Annotated in this window: 14 protein-coding genes; 5 read left to right on the top strand and 9 right to left on the bottom strand. The window is 45.3% G+C overall.

Features of this window, described 5'->3' with window-relative positions:
- Positions 1 to 49: 49 nt before the first annotated feature.
- Both R7F67_RS01160 and cpdB read right to left on the bottom strand, forming a co-directional pair.
- Entirely contained in the window at positions 50 to 628 is a 579-nt protein-coding gene (locus tag R7F67_RS01160; RefSeq protein WP_005379584.1) for a Crp/Fnr family transcriptional regulator, read from the bottom strand.
- A gap of 97 nt (positions 629 to 725) precedes the next feature.
- The gene (gene cpdB, locus R7F67_RS01155; RefSeq protein WP_047101902.1) at positions 726 to 2,687 is read right to left on the bottom strand and encodes a 2',3'-cyclic-nucleotide 2'-phosphodiesterase; all 1,962 of its coding nucleotides are present in this window, start codon (positions 2,685 to 2,687) and stop codon (positions 726 to 728) included.
- Positions 2,688 to 2,962: 275 nt separating this feature from the next.
- Here cpdB and cobA point away from each other — a divergent pair, with 275 nt between their 5' ends.
- The 5 genes from cobA (at position 2,963) to cysC (ending at position 8,872) form a co-directional block, all read left to right on the top strand.
- Positions 2,963 to 3,838, top strand: coding sequence for a uroporphyrinogen-III C-methyltransferase (gene cobA / locus R7F67_RS01150; protein WP_031780800.1), 876 nt, complete (start codon positions 2,963 to 2,965; stop codon positions 3,836 to 3,838).
- A gap of 59 nt (positions 3,839 to 3,897) precedes the next feature.
- Positions 3,898 to 4,806 carry a sulfate adenylyltransferase subunit CysD gene (cysD, locus tag R7F67_RS01145; RefSeq protein WP_005379592.1) on the top strand — a complete coding sequence of 303 codons (909 nt, stop codon included), beginning with the start codon at positions 3,898 to 3,900 and terminating at the stop codon, positions 4,804 to 4,806.
- An 18-nt stretch (positions 4,807 to 4,824) separates the two neighbouring features.
- Complete coding sequence (cysN, locus tag R7F67_RS01140) at positions 4,825 to 6,255, top strand: sulfate adenylyltransferase subunit CysN (protein WP_017633444.1); 1,431 nt, start codon at positions 4,825 to 4,827, stop codon at positions 6,253 to 6,255.
- A 250-nt stretch (positions 6,256 to 6,505) separates the two neighbouring features.
- Positions 6,506 to 8,230 (top strand): SLC13 family permease, encoded by a 1,725-nt coding sequence (locus R7F67_RS01135; protein ID WP_054574242.1) that lies wholly within the window; start codon positions 6,506 to 6,508, stop codon positions 8,228 to 8,230.
- Positions 8,231 to 8,254: 24 nt separating this feature from the next.
- A complete protein-coding gene (gene cysC, locus R7F67_RS01130) occupies positions 8,255 to 8,872 on the top strand; it encodes an adenylyl-sulfate kinase (protein ID WP_033906013.1) in 618 nt (205 codons plus the stop codon).
- A gap of 89 nt (positions 8,873 to 8,961) precedes the next feature.
- Here the strand turns inward: cysC and R7F67_RS01125 are convergent, their stop codons facing one another.
- The 7 genes from R7F67_RS01125 to R7F67_RS01095 form a co-directional block, all read right to left on the bottom strand.
- On the bottom strand, positions 8,962 to 9,867 hold the full coding sequence (locus tag R7F67_RS01125; RefSeq protein WP_005379599.1) for a TIGR03899 family protein: 906 nt from the start codon (positions 9,865 to 9,867) through the stop codon (positions 8,962 to 8,964).
- A 322-nt stretch (positions 9,868 to 10,189) separates the two neighbouring features.
- Positions 10,190 to 10,684, bottom strand: a complete 495-nt coding sequence (locus tag R7F67_RS01120) for a DUF3299 domain-containing protein (protein WP_005379600.1) — start codon at positions 10,682 to 10,684, stop codon at positions 10,190 to 10,192.
- A 4-nt stretch (positions 10,685 to 10,688) separates the two neighbouring features.
- Positions 10,689 to 11,948, bottom strand: coding sequence for an ABC transporter permease (locus tag R7F67_RS01115; RefSeq protein ID WP_213891728.1), 1,260 nt, complete (start codon positions 11,946 to 11,948; stop codon positions 10,689 to 10,691).
- Entirely contained in the window at positions 11,945 to 12,673 is a 729-nt protein-coding gene (locus tag R7F67_RS01110; RefSeq protein WP_042522447.1) for an ABC transporter ATP-binding protein, read from the bottom strand. Before R7F67_RS01110 ends, R7F67_RS01115 begins: the two co-directional genes overlap by 4 nt.
- A 52-nt stretch (positions 12,674 to 12,725) precedes the next feature.
- Entirely contained in the window at positions 12,726 to 13,379 is a 654-nt protein-coding gene (zrgA, locus tag R7F67_RS01105; RefSeq protein WP_017633449.1) for a zinc uptake protein ZrgA, read from the bottom strand.
- 134 nt (positions 13,380 to 13,513) lie between these two features.
- Positions 13,514 to 13,813, bottom strand: coding sequence for a DUF2607 family protein (locus tag R7F67_RS01100; protein ID WP_080996158.1), 300 nt, complete (start codon positions 13,811 to 13,813; stop codon positions 13,514 to 13,516).
- Positions 13,814 to 14,040: 227 nt separating this feature from the next.
- Positions 14,041 to 14,592, bottom strand: a complete 552-nt coding sequence (locus R7F67_RS01095; protein ID WP_182015966.1) for a YtfJ family protein — start codon at positions 14,590 to 14,592, stop codon at positions 14,041 to 14,043.
- Positions 14,593 to 14,621: the final 29 nt, after the last annotated feature.

The raw sequence follows: 14,621 nt of genomic DNA, 5'->3' as shown, positions 1-14,621 counted from the left end.
ATAGCAGAGAAAAAGCTCTTCGTTTGAAGAGCTTTTTTCTTTTTTGAGTTTATTTGAGAGTGTGATCTTTGGTTAAGCGTGCTTTGATTCGACTCAAACTGATTGGCGTAATGCCCAGGTAGGCCGCAATTTGACTATCGGTAATACGTTGCTTTAAATCTGGGTAATGAGCGCAAAATAATTGATATCGTTCCTCTGGAGAGTAGAGCAACATAAAGCGTTCTTTATTCTCTTTATTAACCAGTTGGTTTTCGAGTAGCTTTAAGTAAATGGCGTGCTTTTCTGCTCGCCAGTGATGCAACGTTTCAATTGGCAAGCAAAATAGCTGACAAGCGCTCAGCGTTTCCAATAAGTAAGGCGAAGGTTGGTCCTTTATTATGCTCTCAAACCCGATAACCCAGTCCTTCTCCCAGTAAAATTCTTTACTGAATTCTTTGCCGTGCTCCGTGAGATAGCTTGCGTGGCATAACCCCTCAATGATGAAGTAAAGGTGTGAGCTCAACTCCCCTTGGTGATTAAGAATGTGGCGTGTAGGCAGTTCGAGCAACTCACCATTTTCAATAAGTTGGTTTGCTTCTGTCTCTAAAAAGCCATGATTGACTAAGTCTGAAAAAAGATCGATGTGCATGTGATAACTCGGAAACGGTTTTCTTTATTTTAACGGGTTTTATTGATAACAAAAAAGCGGCTCATGAGAGCCGCTTAGTGTTGCTGTCAAATCAACCTTATTTATTCAGATCGATTTGATAAATTGCGAAACCAATGTCGTCTGTTGACACGCGTTTCATTGGGTATTGTCCTTTCTCTTTGATGAACTGCGCCGCTTTATCGCTAGGGGAGGTTTCGAAACGAATATCTAGCTTGTTATCGGACTTAATCGGTGCGAAAGACCAGTTGTTGTCAGCGCTTGGTGTCACTTCTCCTTTTTCTTCACTCACGCGAGAAATATAAGTGGCGACGACAGAGCGGTTTTCATCTGGTGCGTCAAATGCAATGAAATCTGGGCCTGTACCAGGGAAAGTATTGCTATAAGCACGGTAGTTATTGGTTGCGATGATGAAATCTTGCTTCGGATTGACAGGCTTACCATTGAACGTCAGATTCACAATGCGCTGAGAATCTGGATTAATCACTTTACAATCCGCATCGTACTTCGGCGGTTGGGTAACGTCGATTTGGTAGTTAACCCCATCAATAACATCGAAGTTGTACGTACGGAAATTATCCCAATCAATCAAAGATTGCGGTTTAGGATTGTTGATGTCGATGTGGTTGAATTGACCCGCACTGCACTCTAGCCATTCGCGAACTTCTTTACCTTTCACTTTCATCGCAACCAAGGTGTTTGGATATAAGTAAAGATCGGCCGCATTACGGAAGGTGAGCTGACCGGATTCTACTTCTGTAAAGTTATTCGGATCGTTCTTACGACCGCCGACTTTAAATGGTGCTGCCGCACTCAGTACTGGAATGTCAGAAAGGTCTGGGTCGCCTTGAATAAAGCGTTCTACGTAGTCTTTCTGAGCAAGGTTAACGATTTGAATGGTGGGGTCGTCCTGCACTAATGCCAAGAAGCTGTACATGACATCATTTGCTTTGCCGATTGGTTGGTTTACAAATTCACGAGTGCCTTTGTGATCTTCTTCTAACGCTTTCACAATATCTGCATCGGCTTTAGCTAATGACTTCTTATTTACTTTATCGAAGATAGGGCGTGCTTCTGCTTGGCCTTCGACGACTTGCCATCTGCCGTCTTTCTCTTTCAGCATCAAATCCATCACACCTACGTGACTTCCCCAGCGGCCCGGCATCACGGACGTTACACCATTGATGGTCCCTTTATCTATATCAACACCAGGTAGGTTTGCGAAGTCTTTCCCTGGGAAGACGGCGTGAGAGTGGCCAAAAGCAATCGCATCAATACCTTCAACTTCTGTGAGGTAGTAAACAGAGTTTTCAGCGCCTAGTTTGTATGGATCAGTAGAAATGCCTGAGTGTGGAATCGCCACAATAACGTCTGCGCCTTCTTTCTTCATCTGAGGAACCAGCTTTTTCGCTGTCTCAGTGATGTCTTCAGCGAAGACTTTTCCTTCTAGATTCTTCTTATCCCATACCATGATTTGTGGCGGGACGAAGCCGATGTAACCCACTTTGATTTCGTGGCTTTGACCATCAGTGTCTTTGAACGTGTGCGTTTTAATTAGATAAGGTTTGAAGTAGTGCTCGCCTGTCTTCTTGTCGAAAACGTTAGCACTAACATAAGGGAAGTTCGCACCGTCGATAGAGTTTTTCAGGAACTCAAGGCCGTAGTTGAATTCGTGGTTACCAATGTTACCCACATCGTAATCCAACTGGTTCATCGCTTTGTATACCGGGTGGATTTCGCCAGCGTTAATCCCTTTCGCCGCCATGTAATCGCCCATTGGGCTGCCCTGAATTAAATCACCGTTATCTACTAGTACCGTGTTTTCTGTCTCGGACTTAGCTTGTTTCACTATTGTCGCTGCGCGACTTAAACCGATTTGCTGTGATGGTTGGTCTTTGTAGTAATCGTAATCCATCACGTTGGTGTGAATGTCGGTGGTTTCGATAATACGAAGCTTGATGGTATCGGCCATTGTTGGGCCAGCAAGCGTTAGCATGCCACTTAATACTGCGAGGGATATAGGATGAACTGCCACTTTCATTTGGTGCTCCAATTCAATGATAAGGGGAAATCGCACTGCGTAATGTATCAAACACAGATGCAACTCGATGATAAAGATACAGAAAACTGTGAACATTAATCAGTTTACTGAACCTTATTCATATTAACCGCCGACTTTTTCACGCTTTTGAATGAGACCAAACAAAAACTTCTTAGCAGATTTTTGAATAAAAAATGAAATTTTAGAATTTCAGGTAATATAAACGCCCCGCCATAATGCTTGCATGACGATATCAATGGACGATGAGCAAGCACATGGCAACGAACGATTCAGTCACTTCTTTTCCTAAACCAAAGCCCCGGTTAGTTTCTGACAACCCAGTCGCTGGTGTTACTCGTTTTGCAAAGCAATCGCTACAGCCTGGTGAAGTCGCCTTAGTAGGTGCAGGACCAGGCGATCCTGAACTTCTGACGGTGAAAGCACTGAACTGCTTGCAGCAAGCTGACGTGGTTTTGTACGACTACTTGGTGTCTGAAGAAATCATGGCATTGATTCCAAGCGATACGATTTTGGTGTGCGTTGGGAAGCGAGCTGGGCATCACAGTGTGCCGCAGGAGAAGACGAATCAGCTTTTGGTGGATTTTGCCAAGCAGGGCTACAAAGTAGTGCGCATTAAAGGTGGGGATCCGTTTGTATTTGGTCGTGGTGGTGAAGAGTTAGAAGTGCTTGCTGATGCCGGCGTTCGTTTTCAAGTTGTCCCTGGCATTACCGCAGCAGCTGGCGCAACCGCTTATGCTGGTATTCCACTGACTCATCGTGATTATGCGCAATCGGCCATCTTTGTGACTGGCCACTTGAAAGAAGAAAGTGATGAGATGGATTGGTCCACGTTGGCGCGTGGGAATCAGACTTTAGTGATCTACATGGGGCTGATGAAATCACACTATATTCAGAATCAACTCATTAAGCATGGCCGTTCAGCGTCGACTCCGATTGCCATTATTGAGCGTGGCACGCAGATTCAACAAAAAGTATTTACGGGAGAACTCTCCCAACTCTCTGATTTATCGAAGGAAGCACAATCGCCATCTTTGATTGTTGTCGGAGAGGTAGTGCGACTGTCTCAAAAGTTAGACTGGTTTTTGTCTAGTACTGAATTCAACAAAAGTGCTATTGCCAACTCCATATAATTTCAGACCAAAGATTAGAGACGTAATGCGCCTTCAAGCTTAAAAAGGAAATACAAAACATGGACCAACAACGTTTAACTCACCTTAAACAACTCGAAGCGGAGAGTATCCATATTATCCGCGAAGTTGCGGCTGAGTTTGATAACCCAGTCATGATGTATTCGATTGGTAAAGACTCATCAGTGATGCTGCACCTAGCGCGTAAAGCTTTTTACCCAGGTAAGATTCCATTTCCATTGCTGCATGTCGACACCGATTGGAAGTTCCGCGAGATGATTGAATTTCGTGATCGCACCGCGGCCAAATACGGTTTTGAGCTTTTGGTACATAAGAATCCAGAAGGTCTAGCCATGGGCTGTAGTCCGTTTGTTCATGGTTCTTCTAAGCACACTGACATCATGAAGACTCAAGGCTTAAAACAAGCGCTGAACAAGTACGGTTTTGATGCGGCCTTTGGTGGTGCGCGCCGCGACGAAGAGAAATCACGGGCGAAAGAGCGCGTGTATTCATTCCGCGATAAGAACCATACATGGGATCCTAAAAACCAACGTCCTGAGCTATGGAAGACGTACAACGGCCAGGTCAATAAGGGTGAGAGCATTCGTGTATTCCCGCTGTCTAACTGGACTGAGCTTGATATCTGGCAATACATCTATTTAGAAAACATCGAGATCGTGCCGCTTTACCTCGCGGACAAACGCCCAGTTGTTGAACGCGATGGCATGCTGATCATGGTTGATGATGATCGTATGGAGCTTCAACCGGGTGAAGTGATTGAAGAGAAGAGTGTGCGCTTCCGTACCCTTGGTTGTTATCCATTGACCGGGGCCATCGAGTCTGAAGCAAACACTTTAACTGGCATTATCGAAGAGATGCTGGTGGCAACGTCGAGTGAGCGCCAAGGCCGAGCGATCGACCACGATCAGTCAGGATCGATGGAGCTTAAGAAACGTCAAGGTTACTTCTAAAGGATCTAAGGAAAGATAATGAACAGTGCAGTTGAAGCTCAATTAGCCGAGCTTGGTATCGAAGGCTATTTAACACAACACCAGTACAAGTCGTTACTTAGATTCTTGACTTGTGGCTCGGTGGATGACGGTAAAAGTACATTAATCGGTCGCTTACTCCATGACTCAAAACAAATTTATGAAGATCAGCTAGCGGCAGTGCATTCAGACAGCCAACGTGTGGGTACCACGGGTGAAAAGCCCGACCTTGCGTTGTTGGTCGATGGCTTACAAGCTGAGCGAGAGCAGGGGATCACGATTGATGTGGCTTACCGCTATTTCTCGACGCAGAAACGTAAATTCATCATTGCAGATACTCCTGGACACGAGCAGTACACACGTAACATGGCTACAGGCGCATCGACATGTGACTTAGCTGTGATTCTGGTTGATGCACGTAAGGGCATTCTCGATCAAACTCGTCGTCACTCTTTCATTTCCAACCTGTTGGGTTTGAAGCACTTTGTTGTGGCGATCAACAAGATGGACTTAGTGGATTACTCCCAAGAGCGCTTTGAAGAGATCCGCGATGAGTATCTGAAGTTCTCTGAGAATCTGACAGGGGATATTGATATTCAAATCATCCCGATCTCAGCGCTTGAAGGGGACAATGTGGTGGATAAAGGCCAAAACCTGACTTGGTTTAAAGGCCCATCACTGCTTGAGCTTCTTGAAACGGTCGATGTGGATCAAGAAAAAGGCGCGGGTGAATTCCGCTTCCCTGTGCAATACGTTAATCGTCCTAACCTCGATTTCCGTGGTTTTGCGGGGACCATTTCTTCTGGTTCGATCAAAGTCGGTGATGCCATTAAAGCATTGCCATCGGGTAAAACGTCAACTGTGGCACGTATTGTGACCTTTGATGGTGATATCGAAGAAGCTCGTGCCGGATTAGCTGTCACTCTGACGCTAAGCGATGAGATCGATATTAGCCGTGGCGATTTGATTGTTCTAGATAATGCTCAAGTGGAAACCACAAACCATTTGCTTGCCGATGTGGTGTGGATGACAGAGCAACCCCTGCAACCGGGTCGTGACTATGACATCAAAATCGCAGGTAAGAAAACCGTAGGTCATGTTGAAGCGATTCGTCATCAATATGACATTAATAATCTCTCGACTCATAGCTCGGCAGAGCTGCCATTGAATGGTATTGGTTTGTGTGAATGGTCTCTTAATGAGTCAGTCGCGCTGGACAATTATCAAGACTGTGCAGATACCGGTGGCTTTATCATTATCGATCGTCTGACAAACGTGACGGTTGGTGCTGGCATGGTTAAAGAGAGCCTCGCCGTGGTTGAGCGCGATTTGACGGACATCTCTGCGTTTGAAGTTGAGCTTAATGCGCTTGTCCGTAAACACTTCCCACACTGGGAAGCAAAAGACGTCAGCCAGTTTCTGAAAAAGTAACTGGCTCACCCAAGTACGATAATTTCAGGCACTGTTTGCTGTTGTACTTGGGGTGTCGCTACCTAACTGAATTGCGAAATGTCGTTAGGTATTCTCCTAATACCAGAGTGCTTCGGTGGAGCCCAAGAAACCGAGCATTCTGATGTTCTTTTCGCTTGCGCTGATTTTTGTCTGTTTGCTCGTTTGTCGGTGATTCATGGATAAATGAGTCGTTGTTGTGCCCTTTAGGGCTATTTGGTAAGGAAAGGCTATGTGGGAACAAGGGTTTGTGTTAGCGATTTTGCTTGGCATTATCACTTGCTTGCTTGTCACGAAAATTAAGCCTAGTTATGTCTTTGCGGGTGCCGCTTTTATTGCATTCATGGCTGGGATGATGGATTCAGCCACTATCGCATCCAATTTTACCAACTCTTCATTGTTAACCCTGGTTCTATTGATTCTTGCATCCTGTGCTCTAGAAAAAACACTGCTGATCAGTTGGGTGAGCCGAAGTATCTCTGAGGGCCAGTTAGGCAGCGTGATTGCTAAGCTCGGTGTATCGACAGCCTTGCTCTCTTCATTTACGAATAATACCGCTGTGGTTGTCTCATTGATTGGGGCGATTAAGCGTAATCAGCAGCATGCACCTTCGAAATTACTTATTCCCTTGTCTTATGCCGCCATTTTTGGTGGCACGTTAACTTTGATTGGTACGTCGACTAACTTAATCATCAACAGCTTTGTCGAAGACGCAGGCTTACCGAGCCTGAGCTTTTTTACACCTACGATGATAGGTTTGGCTGTGCTGGTGGGAGGGATGCTGATTCTTATCCCACTGAGCTACTTGCTACCGAATTATGATGATCAAAATCAAGAAGATTTACCTTACTTTCTTGAGTCTCGCGTTGAGCCAGGCTCACCGCTAGTTGGGCGTACGATCAGCGAGAATAATTTACGTGCGCTGCGCAAACTGTTTCTTGCAGAAGTGGTGCGCGATGGTGTTACTGTTTCTTCTGTGGGACCGGATTTTGTGCTCAATGCAAAAGACCGCCTGTTATTTTGTGGCGATGTTGAGAGCGTCGCGACCCTGCAAGAAATTCCGGGCCTCAAGTTGTTTGGTCAGCAGCACTTAAATGGGCAAAACTTTATCGAAGTTGTGGTGAGCTCGTCGGCGACATTTTGCTACAAAACCCTCAAAGAGAGCCGATTCCGCGACCGATTCGATGCCGTTGTTGTGGCGATTCGCCGAGGCCACGAACGCCTAGAAGGTGGCTTGGGTAGTATTGCCTTAGCGCCAGGAGACACGTTAGTTCTGGTTCCAGGAAAGCGTTTTGAGTCTGAACGCCGAGCTCATCGTAAAGAGTTTGTTTTAGTGCATGACTTGGACTCTAGCGCTCGGCTTGATACGAATAAGTCTTCTATTGTATTACTGGGCTTTGCAGCCGTAATTGGATGTGCTCTATTAGAGTTAGTACCGATTATTAAAGGTCTAGCTGCGTACCTTATCGCGCTTATTGCGTTTGGTATTGTGCAGATTTCAGAACTGCGCCGCCGTTTTCCGATCGATATCGTCGTGATTGTCGGTTCCGCTTTGTCTATTGCTCAACTGATGATCTCTTCTGGATTGTCAGAAAGAATGGGAGTGATGTTTATTGAAGCGTTTAATGGCTGGGGAGTATTTGGTGCCTTGGTGGCGACTTATATCATGACATTGGTACTCACTGAATTGGTGACAAACAATGCCGCGGCTGCGCTTTCTTTTCCTATCGGCTATAGCATGGCGGTGGGTTATGGCGTGGATCCGATGCCATTCATCATGGCGGTTTTGTTCGGCGCGAGTGCGAGCTTTATCTCTCCCTACGGTTACCAAACTAACCTGCTGGTGTACAGCGTAGGAAATTACAAATTGACCGACTACGTGAGAATTGGAGTGCCAATTTCGATTGTGTACTCTGTATTAGTACTTACTTTGATCCCGGTCTTTTTCCCGTTTTAATTCCGATATTTACAAGGATACGTTATGACTGCCGAAACGACGGTAAAAGATGAAAACATTGTTTGGCACCAGCATTCGGTTGATAAACAGTTTCGTGCTGAATTAAAGAAGCAAAAACCTGCCGTATTGTGGTTCACTGGTTTATCTGGAGCGGGTAAATCAACCGTAGCAGGGGCGTTGGAAAATCGCCTTGCAGCATTGGGTTACCACACCTATTTATTGGATGGTGACAATGTACGGCATGGTTTGTGTAGCGATTTAGGTTTTTCTGAACAGGACCGTCGCGAGAACATTCGTCGCATTGGTGAACTGGCGAAGTTGATGGCAGATGCGGGTTTAATTGTTCTGTCGGCGTTTATTTCACCGCATCGTGCAGAGCGGAAGTTAGTGCGCGATTTATTGCCAGAAGGCGAGTTTATTGAAGTGTATGTCAATGCATCTCTAGAGGTTTGCGAAGGTCGAGATCCTAAGGGTTTATACCGTAAAGCCCGTGCGGGAGAGATTCCTAATTTCACTGGTATTGATTCGGAATATCAAGCGCCAGAGAACCCTGAAATCGATTTGCCCGCAGGAGAAAAGAGTGTCGAGGAGTTGGTGGATTTGTGCTTAATCGATCTTAAACAACGCGGTGTGATCCGATAAAAAAGCATTTAGATCATAGGTGACCTAAAGCTCTTTGAGCGGCTGGAGAAGTATTTGGATCATAGGTGGTCAAATGCTTCTCCAACTGGCTAGACAGTATGATGAACCGTACTTTTAGCTTCACTATGGACACTAAATCTATGATTTAACAGTGCAAGCATTTGATCGTAGTATTCGGCATGTGGTTTGTTTCCGAGCAAGGTACAGAGCTCATTGCCTGTGGGTGTGAAGCGGTAATATAAAAGGCGGACACCTTTACTGTTTACGTTCAGCGACAAGTTTTTACCTTGGTAGGTGAGGACCAACGGTGTCTCGATACTAATTTCGCCAGATTCAAGTTCGGCACTGTGCAGCAGCCCTAATTCAATTAAGAGCAACAAGCTTGAATACGGCAGTTGAAAACTTCCCATATTTAGGCTGTTGGCGACGTCTCGCTTGCCGAAGCTAAATATGCCTCCTTGCGCTTTGTAACCAATCAGCAGTTTTCTGCTGTGATCCCCTCCAAAACTGCACGCTAAAGAGGCGGCTCTTTGCAGAGTTTGTGCTTCCTTTGGTGACATATCTTTGAGGGTTTTCAACGCTTTCATGGATGTTGAACCCGGATTGGTCACTTCACGCTTCATCACTTGAGCCCATAGCTTTTGCATCGCGCTGTTATGGATGTCTTGAGCCATCTCAAAAAATCGATGCAACCAATCTTGGTCTGGCTCTCCCGCTGTCTCATCTCGGCATGAACTGTGCGCTAATTTTAAAATCTGTTCTAAGTTTTTTTGTCGCTGTTCTTGGCGTCTTTGCTCTCGCAATTGGGCTCTTTCAAACGCAGATTTGGCTGGCGGTTCGGTTTGCAGTAAGGCGTCAAGACCGTGTATTTGGGCAATGGTTTTTACCTTACTAGCACTGTCTTTTATGTAGCCTTGTTTCTTTTCTTGTTGCGTATTTTTTTTTGTGTCTGACTGATGTTCGATGACAACAGGTTGCTTTGTCGGGTCTGCCATTCGTTTTCCTACCAAGAACTGCGCGGTTCGCACGTTTAAATTTACACCTTATCTGACCAAGCGACCAGACAGGAGTTCTCAGTTTTTGAACGAATAGGGCTATTCAAAATGATAATGAGTTGTTAAAATTGTTATCGTTATTTTGGAGGGGCTATGAAGTTCTCAGAAGCAGGTAAACTCAAAAAGCACCTGTCGATAGCGTTTCTTTTGGTTATTTATGTGGGCGTATTAGCGTATTTATCTCGTTATATCGTGTAGCACAAAGCTAAAAAAGGCGCCAGTGTGACGCCTTAGGTGTAGCGAGGCTTATCGACGACTTAAATTACATATCGTCGTAGGCTTCTATTTCTGATCCCTCAATAACGTAAGCCGTTTCTGCCAGTTCGTGGTTTATCGTCTCGGTTTTCAACGTTCCAACCACATATATAACATCCCACAACTCTTGAACAGGCGCGCCTTTCGGAAACTTCACGTAAATGATCTGGTTTGGAGGCGGTGGTGGCACGTGAATACAAGCTCCAAAATATGGCACCAATAAAAATTCGGTGACGGTATCGGCATCACCTTCAAGTGGGATAACAAACCCCGGAATTTTAACTTGGCTTCCGTTCAGTTCTGGTCGAACGTTACCAATCTTGGACTGCTGGGCTGCGCCACCACTGTGATCAGATGCGGGCATGCCTATACTGTCGAACAATTTACGCTCTTTTTCTGGAACAAGGTCAATCCAGTCAAGCTTTAATGGTTCTTCGCTGGCCATAACAGGCGCTGTGAATGCGACGACCAGCAAGCAACTTGCGAGTATTTTTTTCCACATTTTATTAAATCCTTATTGTCATTCCGTCACTCAGTGACTGTCGGTAGGCGCGGAGTGCGGGAATGAAACCAATCACAATACCAGCGCATTGTACGAAACCTAATAGCATCCACTCATAAGTAGATAAGATGCTTAAGGTGAGATGTATTCCATAGTGCTGTTGGATGATCGGCTGCGCGATAGCCAGAATGGCATACAGCCCAGTAACGCCAGTAATAATACCAGCAGCAGTGAGCAAGCTGGCTTCACTAATTAATAGTGAGAAAACATGACGAGGCCTTGCTCCCATGGCTCGCAAAATCGCCATTTCACGGCGGCGTTCCTGTAGGCTAGTTAATAGACTGCTTAACATACCTAACAACCCTGCGATCACGACAAAACCAGATACTGCCATTAGGGCTTGCTCTGCAACCGACATCATTCCCCATAACTCATGCAACGCAACGCCGGGCATAATGGCGCTGAGCGGCTCTTTGGGGTAGGTGTTAATTTGTCTTTGCAGGGCGAAAGTTTGAATACGAGATTTCAAACCAACGAGCATAGCGGTAATTTGTTTGGGCTGAAAGTCTCTGTTTTTGAGATCTTGTGCCTTGGGTGTCGGGCCCAAACGCGCACCACTTTCCCATCCGACGTGAATGGCTTCGATGGCTTCCAATGATACATGGACAGTTTTGTCGACTGGTGTTCCTGTAGGTGCAAGGATACCGACAACTTTAAATGGCAGATTGTCATGACGGCTAAAGCCAACGTCGCTAATGCCGTGGGCAATGATGATTTCGCTACCGATATCATAACCAAGTTGTTTAGCGACATCAGAACCTAGCACGGTTTCAAATAAACCATTGAATTCTCTGCCCTTGCTAAATGTTAGTGGTTGCTTACTTCCAAACTTGTAATGCTCAAAGTAACTGTGATTGGTTCCCATAACTCGGAAGCCTTTATGCGAGTCGCCAAGCGAGATTGGAATAGCCCAATCGACTGAACGATGATTGACAAACTCTTGGTAGCTTTTCCAATCGATGTTGTTGGTCGCATTACCAATACGAAACACAGAATAGAGCAATAGGTTCACTTGCCCAGAGCGTCCACCAATAATGAGGTCAGTGCCTGAAATTGTATTGGAGAAGCTATCCTTGGCTTGAGTTCGGATACGCTCGACGCCCAAGAGGAGTACCACTGAAATCGCAACGGTCATGATGGTTAGAATTGCCGTCGCTTTGCGGTTCATCAAGCTTTTCCAGGCGAGCTTTACAACAGCACTCATGATATGGCTCCTAGGCTAGATACTTGATTAATGTCGGGTAGATTGAGCGTGCGATCGAATAAGGGTTCGAGTGTTGGGTCGTGGCTAACGAATACCAGTGTGGCATTGGCTTGATTCGCTTGCTCCATAAGGAGCTCAATAAATGCTTTACGATTGTCATAGTCTAAAGCTGAGGTTGGTTCGTCAGCGATCACTAACTCTGGATGTCCTATCAGAGCTCGAGCCGCAGCCACACGTTGTTGTTGACCAATACTCAATTCAGAGACAGGGCGTGTATGAAGCTCGTTTGGCAAGTGCAGTCGTTCTAGTAGGGCCTGAGCCTGTTCATTTAACGTTTGAGATGAGGCACCTAAATGGGCACGGTCACGTCGTATTTTACTGAACTGACATGGCAATAATACGTTTTCAAGTACGTTAAGGTACGGCAATAAATTGAACTGTTGAAAGATGTAGCCAATATGATTGGCGCGAAAGCGGTCTCTCTGACTGGCACTTAAACTAGCAAGGTCAGTATCGAGTACAGATAGAGAGCCTGAAGTTAATGTGTTAATCCCCGTCAACAAAGCGAGCAAGGTCGATTTACCGCAGCCACTTGGACCTTTGATAAACACATGCTCGCCTTGTGTAATGTGTAATTTGGGGATGTGGATGGTTGCGTTGGTTGAACCGGGCCAGAAAAATTGGGCATCCTCTAGCTCGACAACATTTGGTGTGGTTTCAGTCATATTAAATCACCAAAGCTGTGGCGTGTAAGTGGGTACTTACACGCCACTCGTGTTATTTGATTACGATTTGGGTGTTATCTTTGCTTAATTTAATTGCTGATTGCATGGTATCAGTGAATATATTGACGCTGATGGACTCTGTAGTTGGGAATTGGTTGAACCAATCGGTTTGGATTTGGCTAAGCTGATTAACTTGTTCGCAATTGAAGCGATATTGCACCGAAAATTCACCGTGACCGCCATGATCGTGCGCCTCATCATGAGCGTCATGGTGGTCATGTTTATCATGATGTTCATTATGATCATGGTGTTCGTGCCCTTCATGATCGTGATGTGCATGGTCATCATGGTCGTGCTCACTATGATCATGTTCCTCATGAGTTTCGCTTAGGTTGTGGCTCACGTAAGCTTCTTCAATATTACAATCAGCTTGTGAGTTAATAGCGAACAATGCGTTGCTGTCTTCGAGTGTAGCGACGGCTTGTTTAAGCGCTTGCTCTTGTTGCGCGTTTTCTGGAGCATGTTCGAAACCCACAACATCAGCTCCAGGAGCTGTGATCTCTACTAACAGATCTTTGCCATCTTGGGCGATATTAAACTCGACGTGACCATGCACATGAGCACCATGCTGGCGGTATTCGTTTGCATTCGCTGCTGTCGATAAAGTGAGGCCAATAGCAAGGGCTAAAACGTGTTTTGATGACATTGTATTTTTCCTAATTTTACTGGCATTAACCAAAGGCGGTATTGCTCAGATTCGAGTTTCACTAAGTTATTGTTCCCTGACACACTAGGTGCGGAAATGAACTCAATAATTTTGAGTGTGGAATAGTTTGGAAATTAAGCAAAATAAGGAGGGGCACGAGCAGCGCCAAGAACTTCTTCGCCGTACACGAGATGCAAAAAAACATGATGATGCTGGGCGCGCGTAAAAGTCGGTGTAGAGAGGGTAGGTTGTACCTTTGCTATACCGTGCTGAACACCAGAAAATAATTGGCAATGATGATGGGTATGATGGTCGGGCGTCAGATCGACTTGATGAAGTACAACCGCAAAGTTCCAAGCGATCAGCAACGCAACACTGAAAAATAAAGCAGTGCGATACCAATATCTTAGTATTTTTTGCTGGTGGTGGTACATCTGAGCTCCTCTTACCGACTGTTATAATATAACACCCATAATGAATAAAAGTTCACTCTTTTGTTGGCTAGCAGAAAAATTTAACTCAACACATACGTGCCGAAAAATATTGGTAATACTCTCTGATGGAAGTGTCGCACTTATAAAGAGCAGAGTTATCACTGCCCATGCTTCTAATCAAATTCATATAGCTCCTTACAACAAGAACAAGGAGCCATTCAATGAAGCTAGATGTTCTGTTTAATAAGCTCAATGACTTTTGTTATCTCATCTTGCTCAAGTGCGCCCTCTTTGACGAACAGAATTTTGCCCGTTTTGTCTTGAACAATAATGGCCGAACTTTCTTCTTTCAGGTCCCAAGTATTGGCAACTACGCCATTTTCATCAAGAACCATGGATGACCATGGAAACTCTTTTTTGCTGTCTTGAGCTGAAGACTTCACGAAAGAGCCTGTCCCCCAAATTGCATCATCTTGGTTGATGATAGTCGTGGTCTGGTAGCTTTCTTGTGGAAAGTTTTCCGCAGTTATTGCCGACATTAATGGGGCATTCATTTCTTTTGAACTGCTACGGCCTGCAATGGCTTGAATGACACGAACTTTGCCTTGCATATGTTGAGTTGCCCAGGGTTGGTATGCAACGCCTTCGCCTTGTAAAACAATCTCGCCGTAAGCGGCAACATTGACAGGAGGAACGCTTTTTCCCACTGACAAGTTGTGTGCAAAGGTCAAGCTTGGCGTTAAGGCCAGTAATAGAGGTAGGAGAGTCTTAGTTTTCATATTGTTATATTCCGTACGAGGTTTGGAAG

This window comes from Vibrio sp. YT-17, assembly GCF_033337375.1.
Classification (GTDB): domain Bacteria; phylum Pseudomonadota; class Gammaproteobacteria; order Enterobacterales; family Vibrionaceae; genus Vibrio; species Vibrio alginolyticus.
Note: the sequence above shows the minus strand (reverse complement) of the source record. Positions and strands in the feature narration are given on the sequence as shown.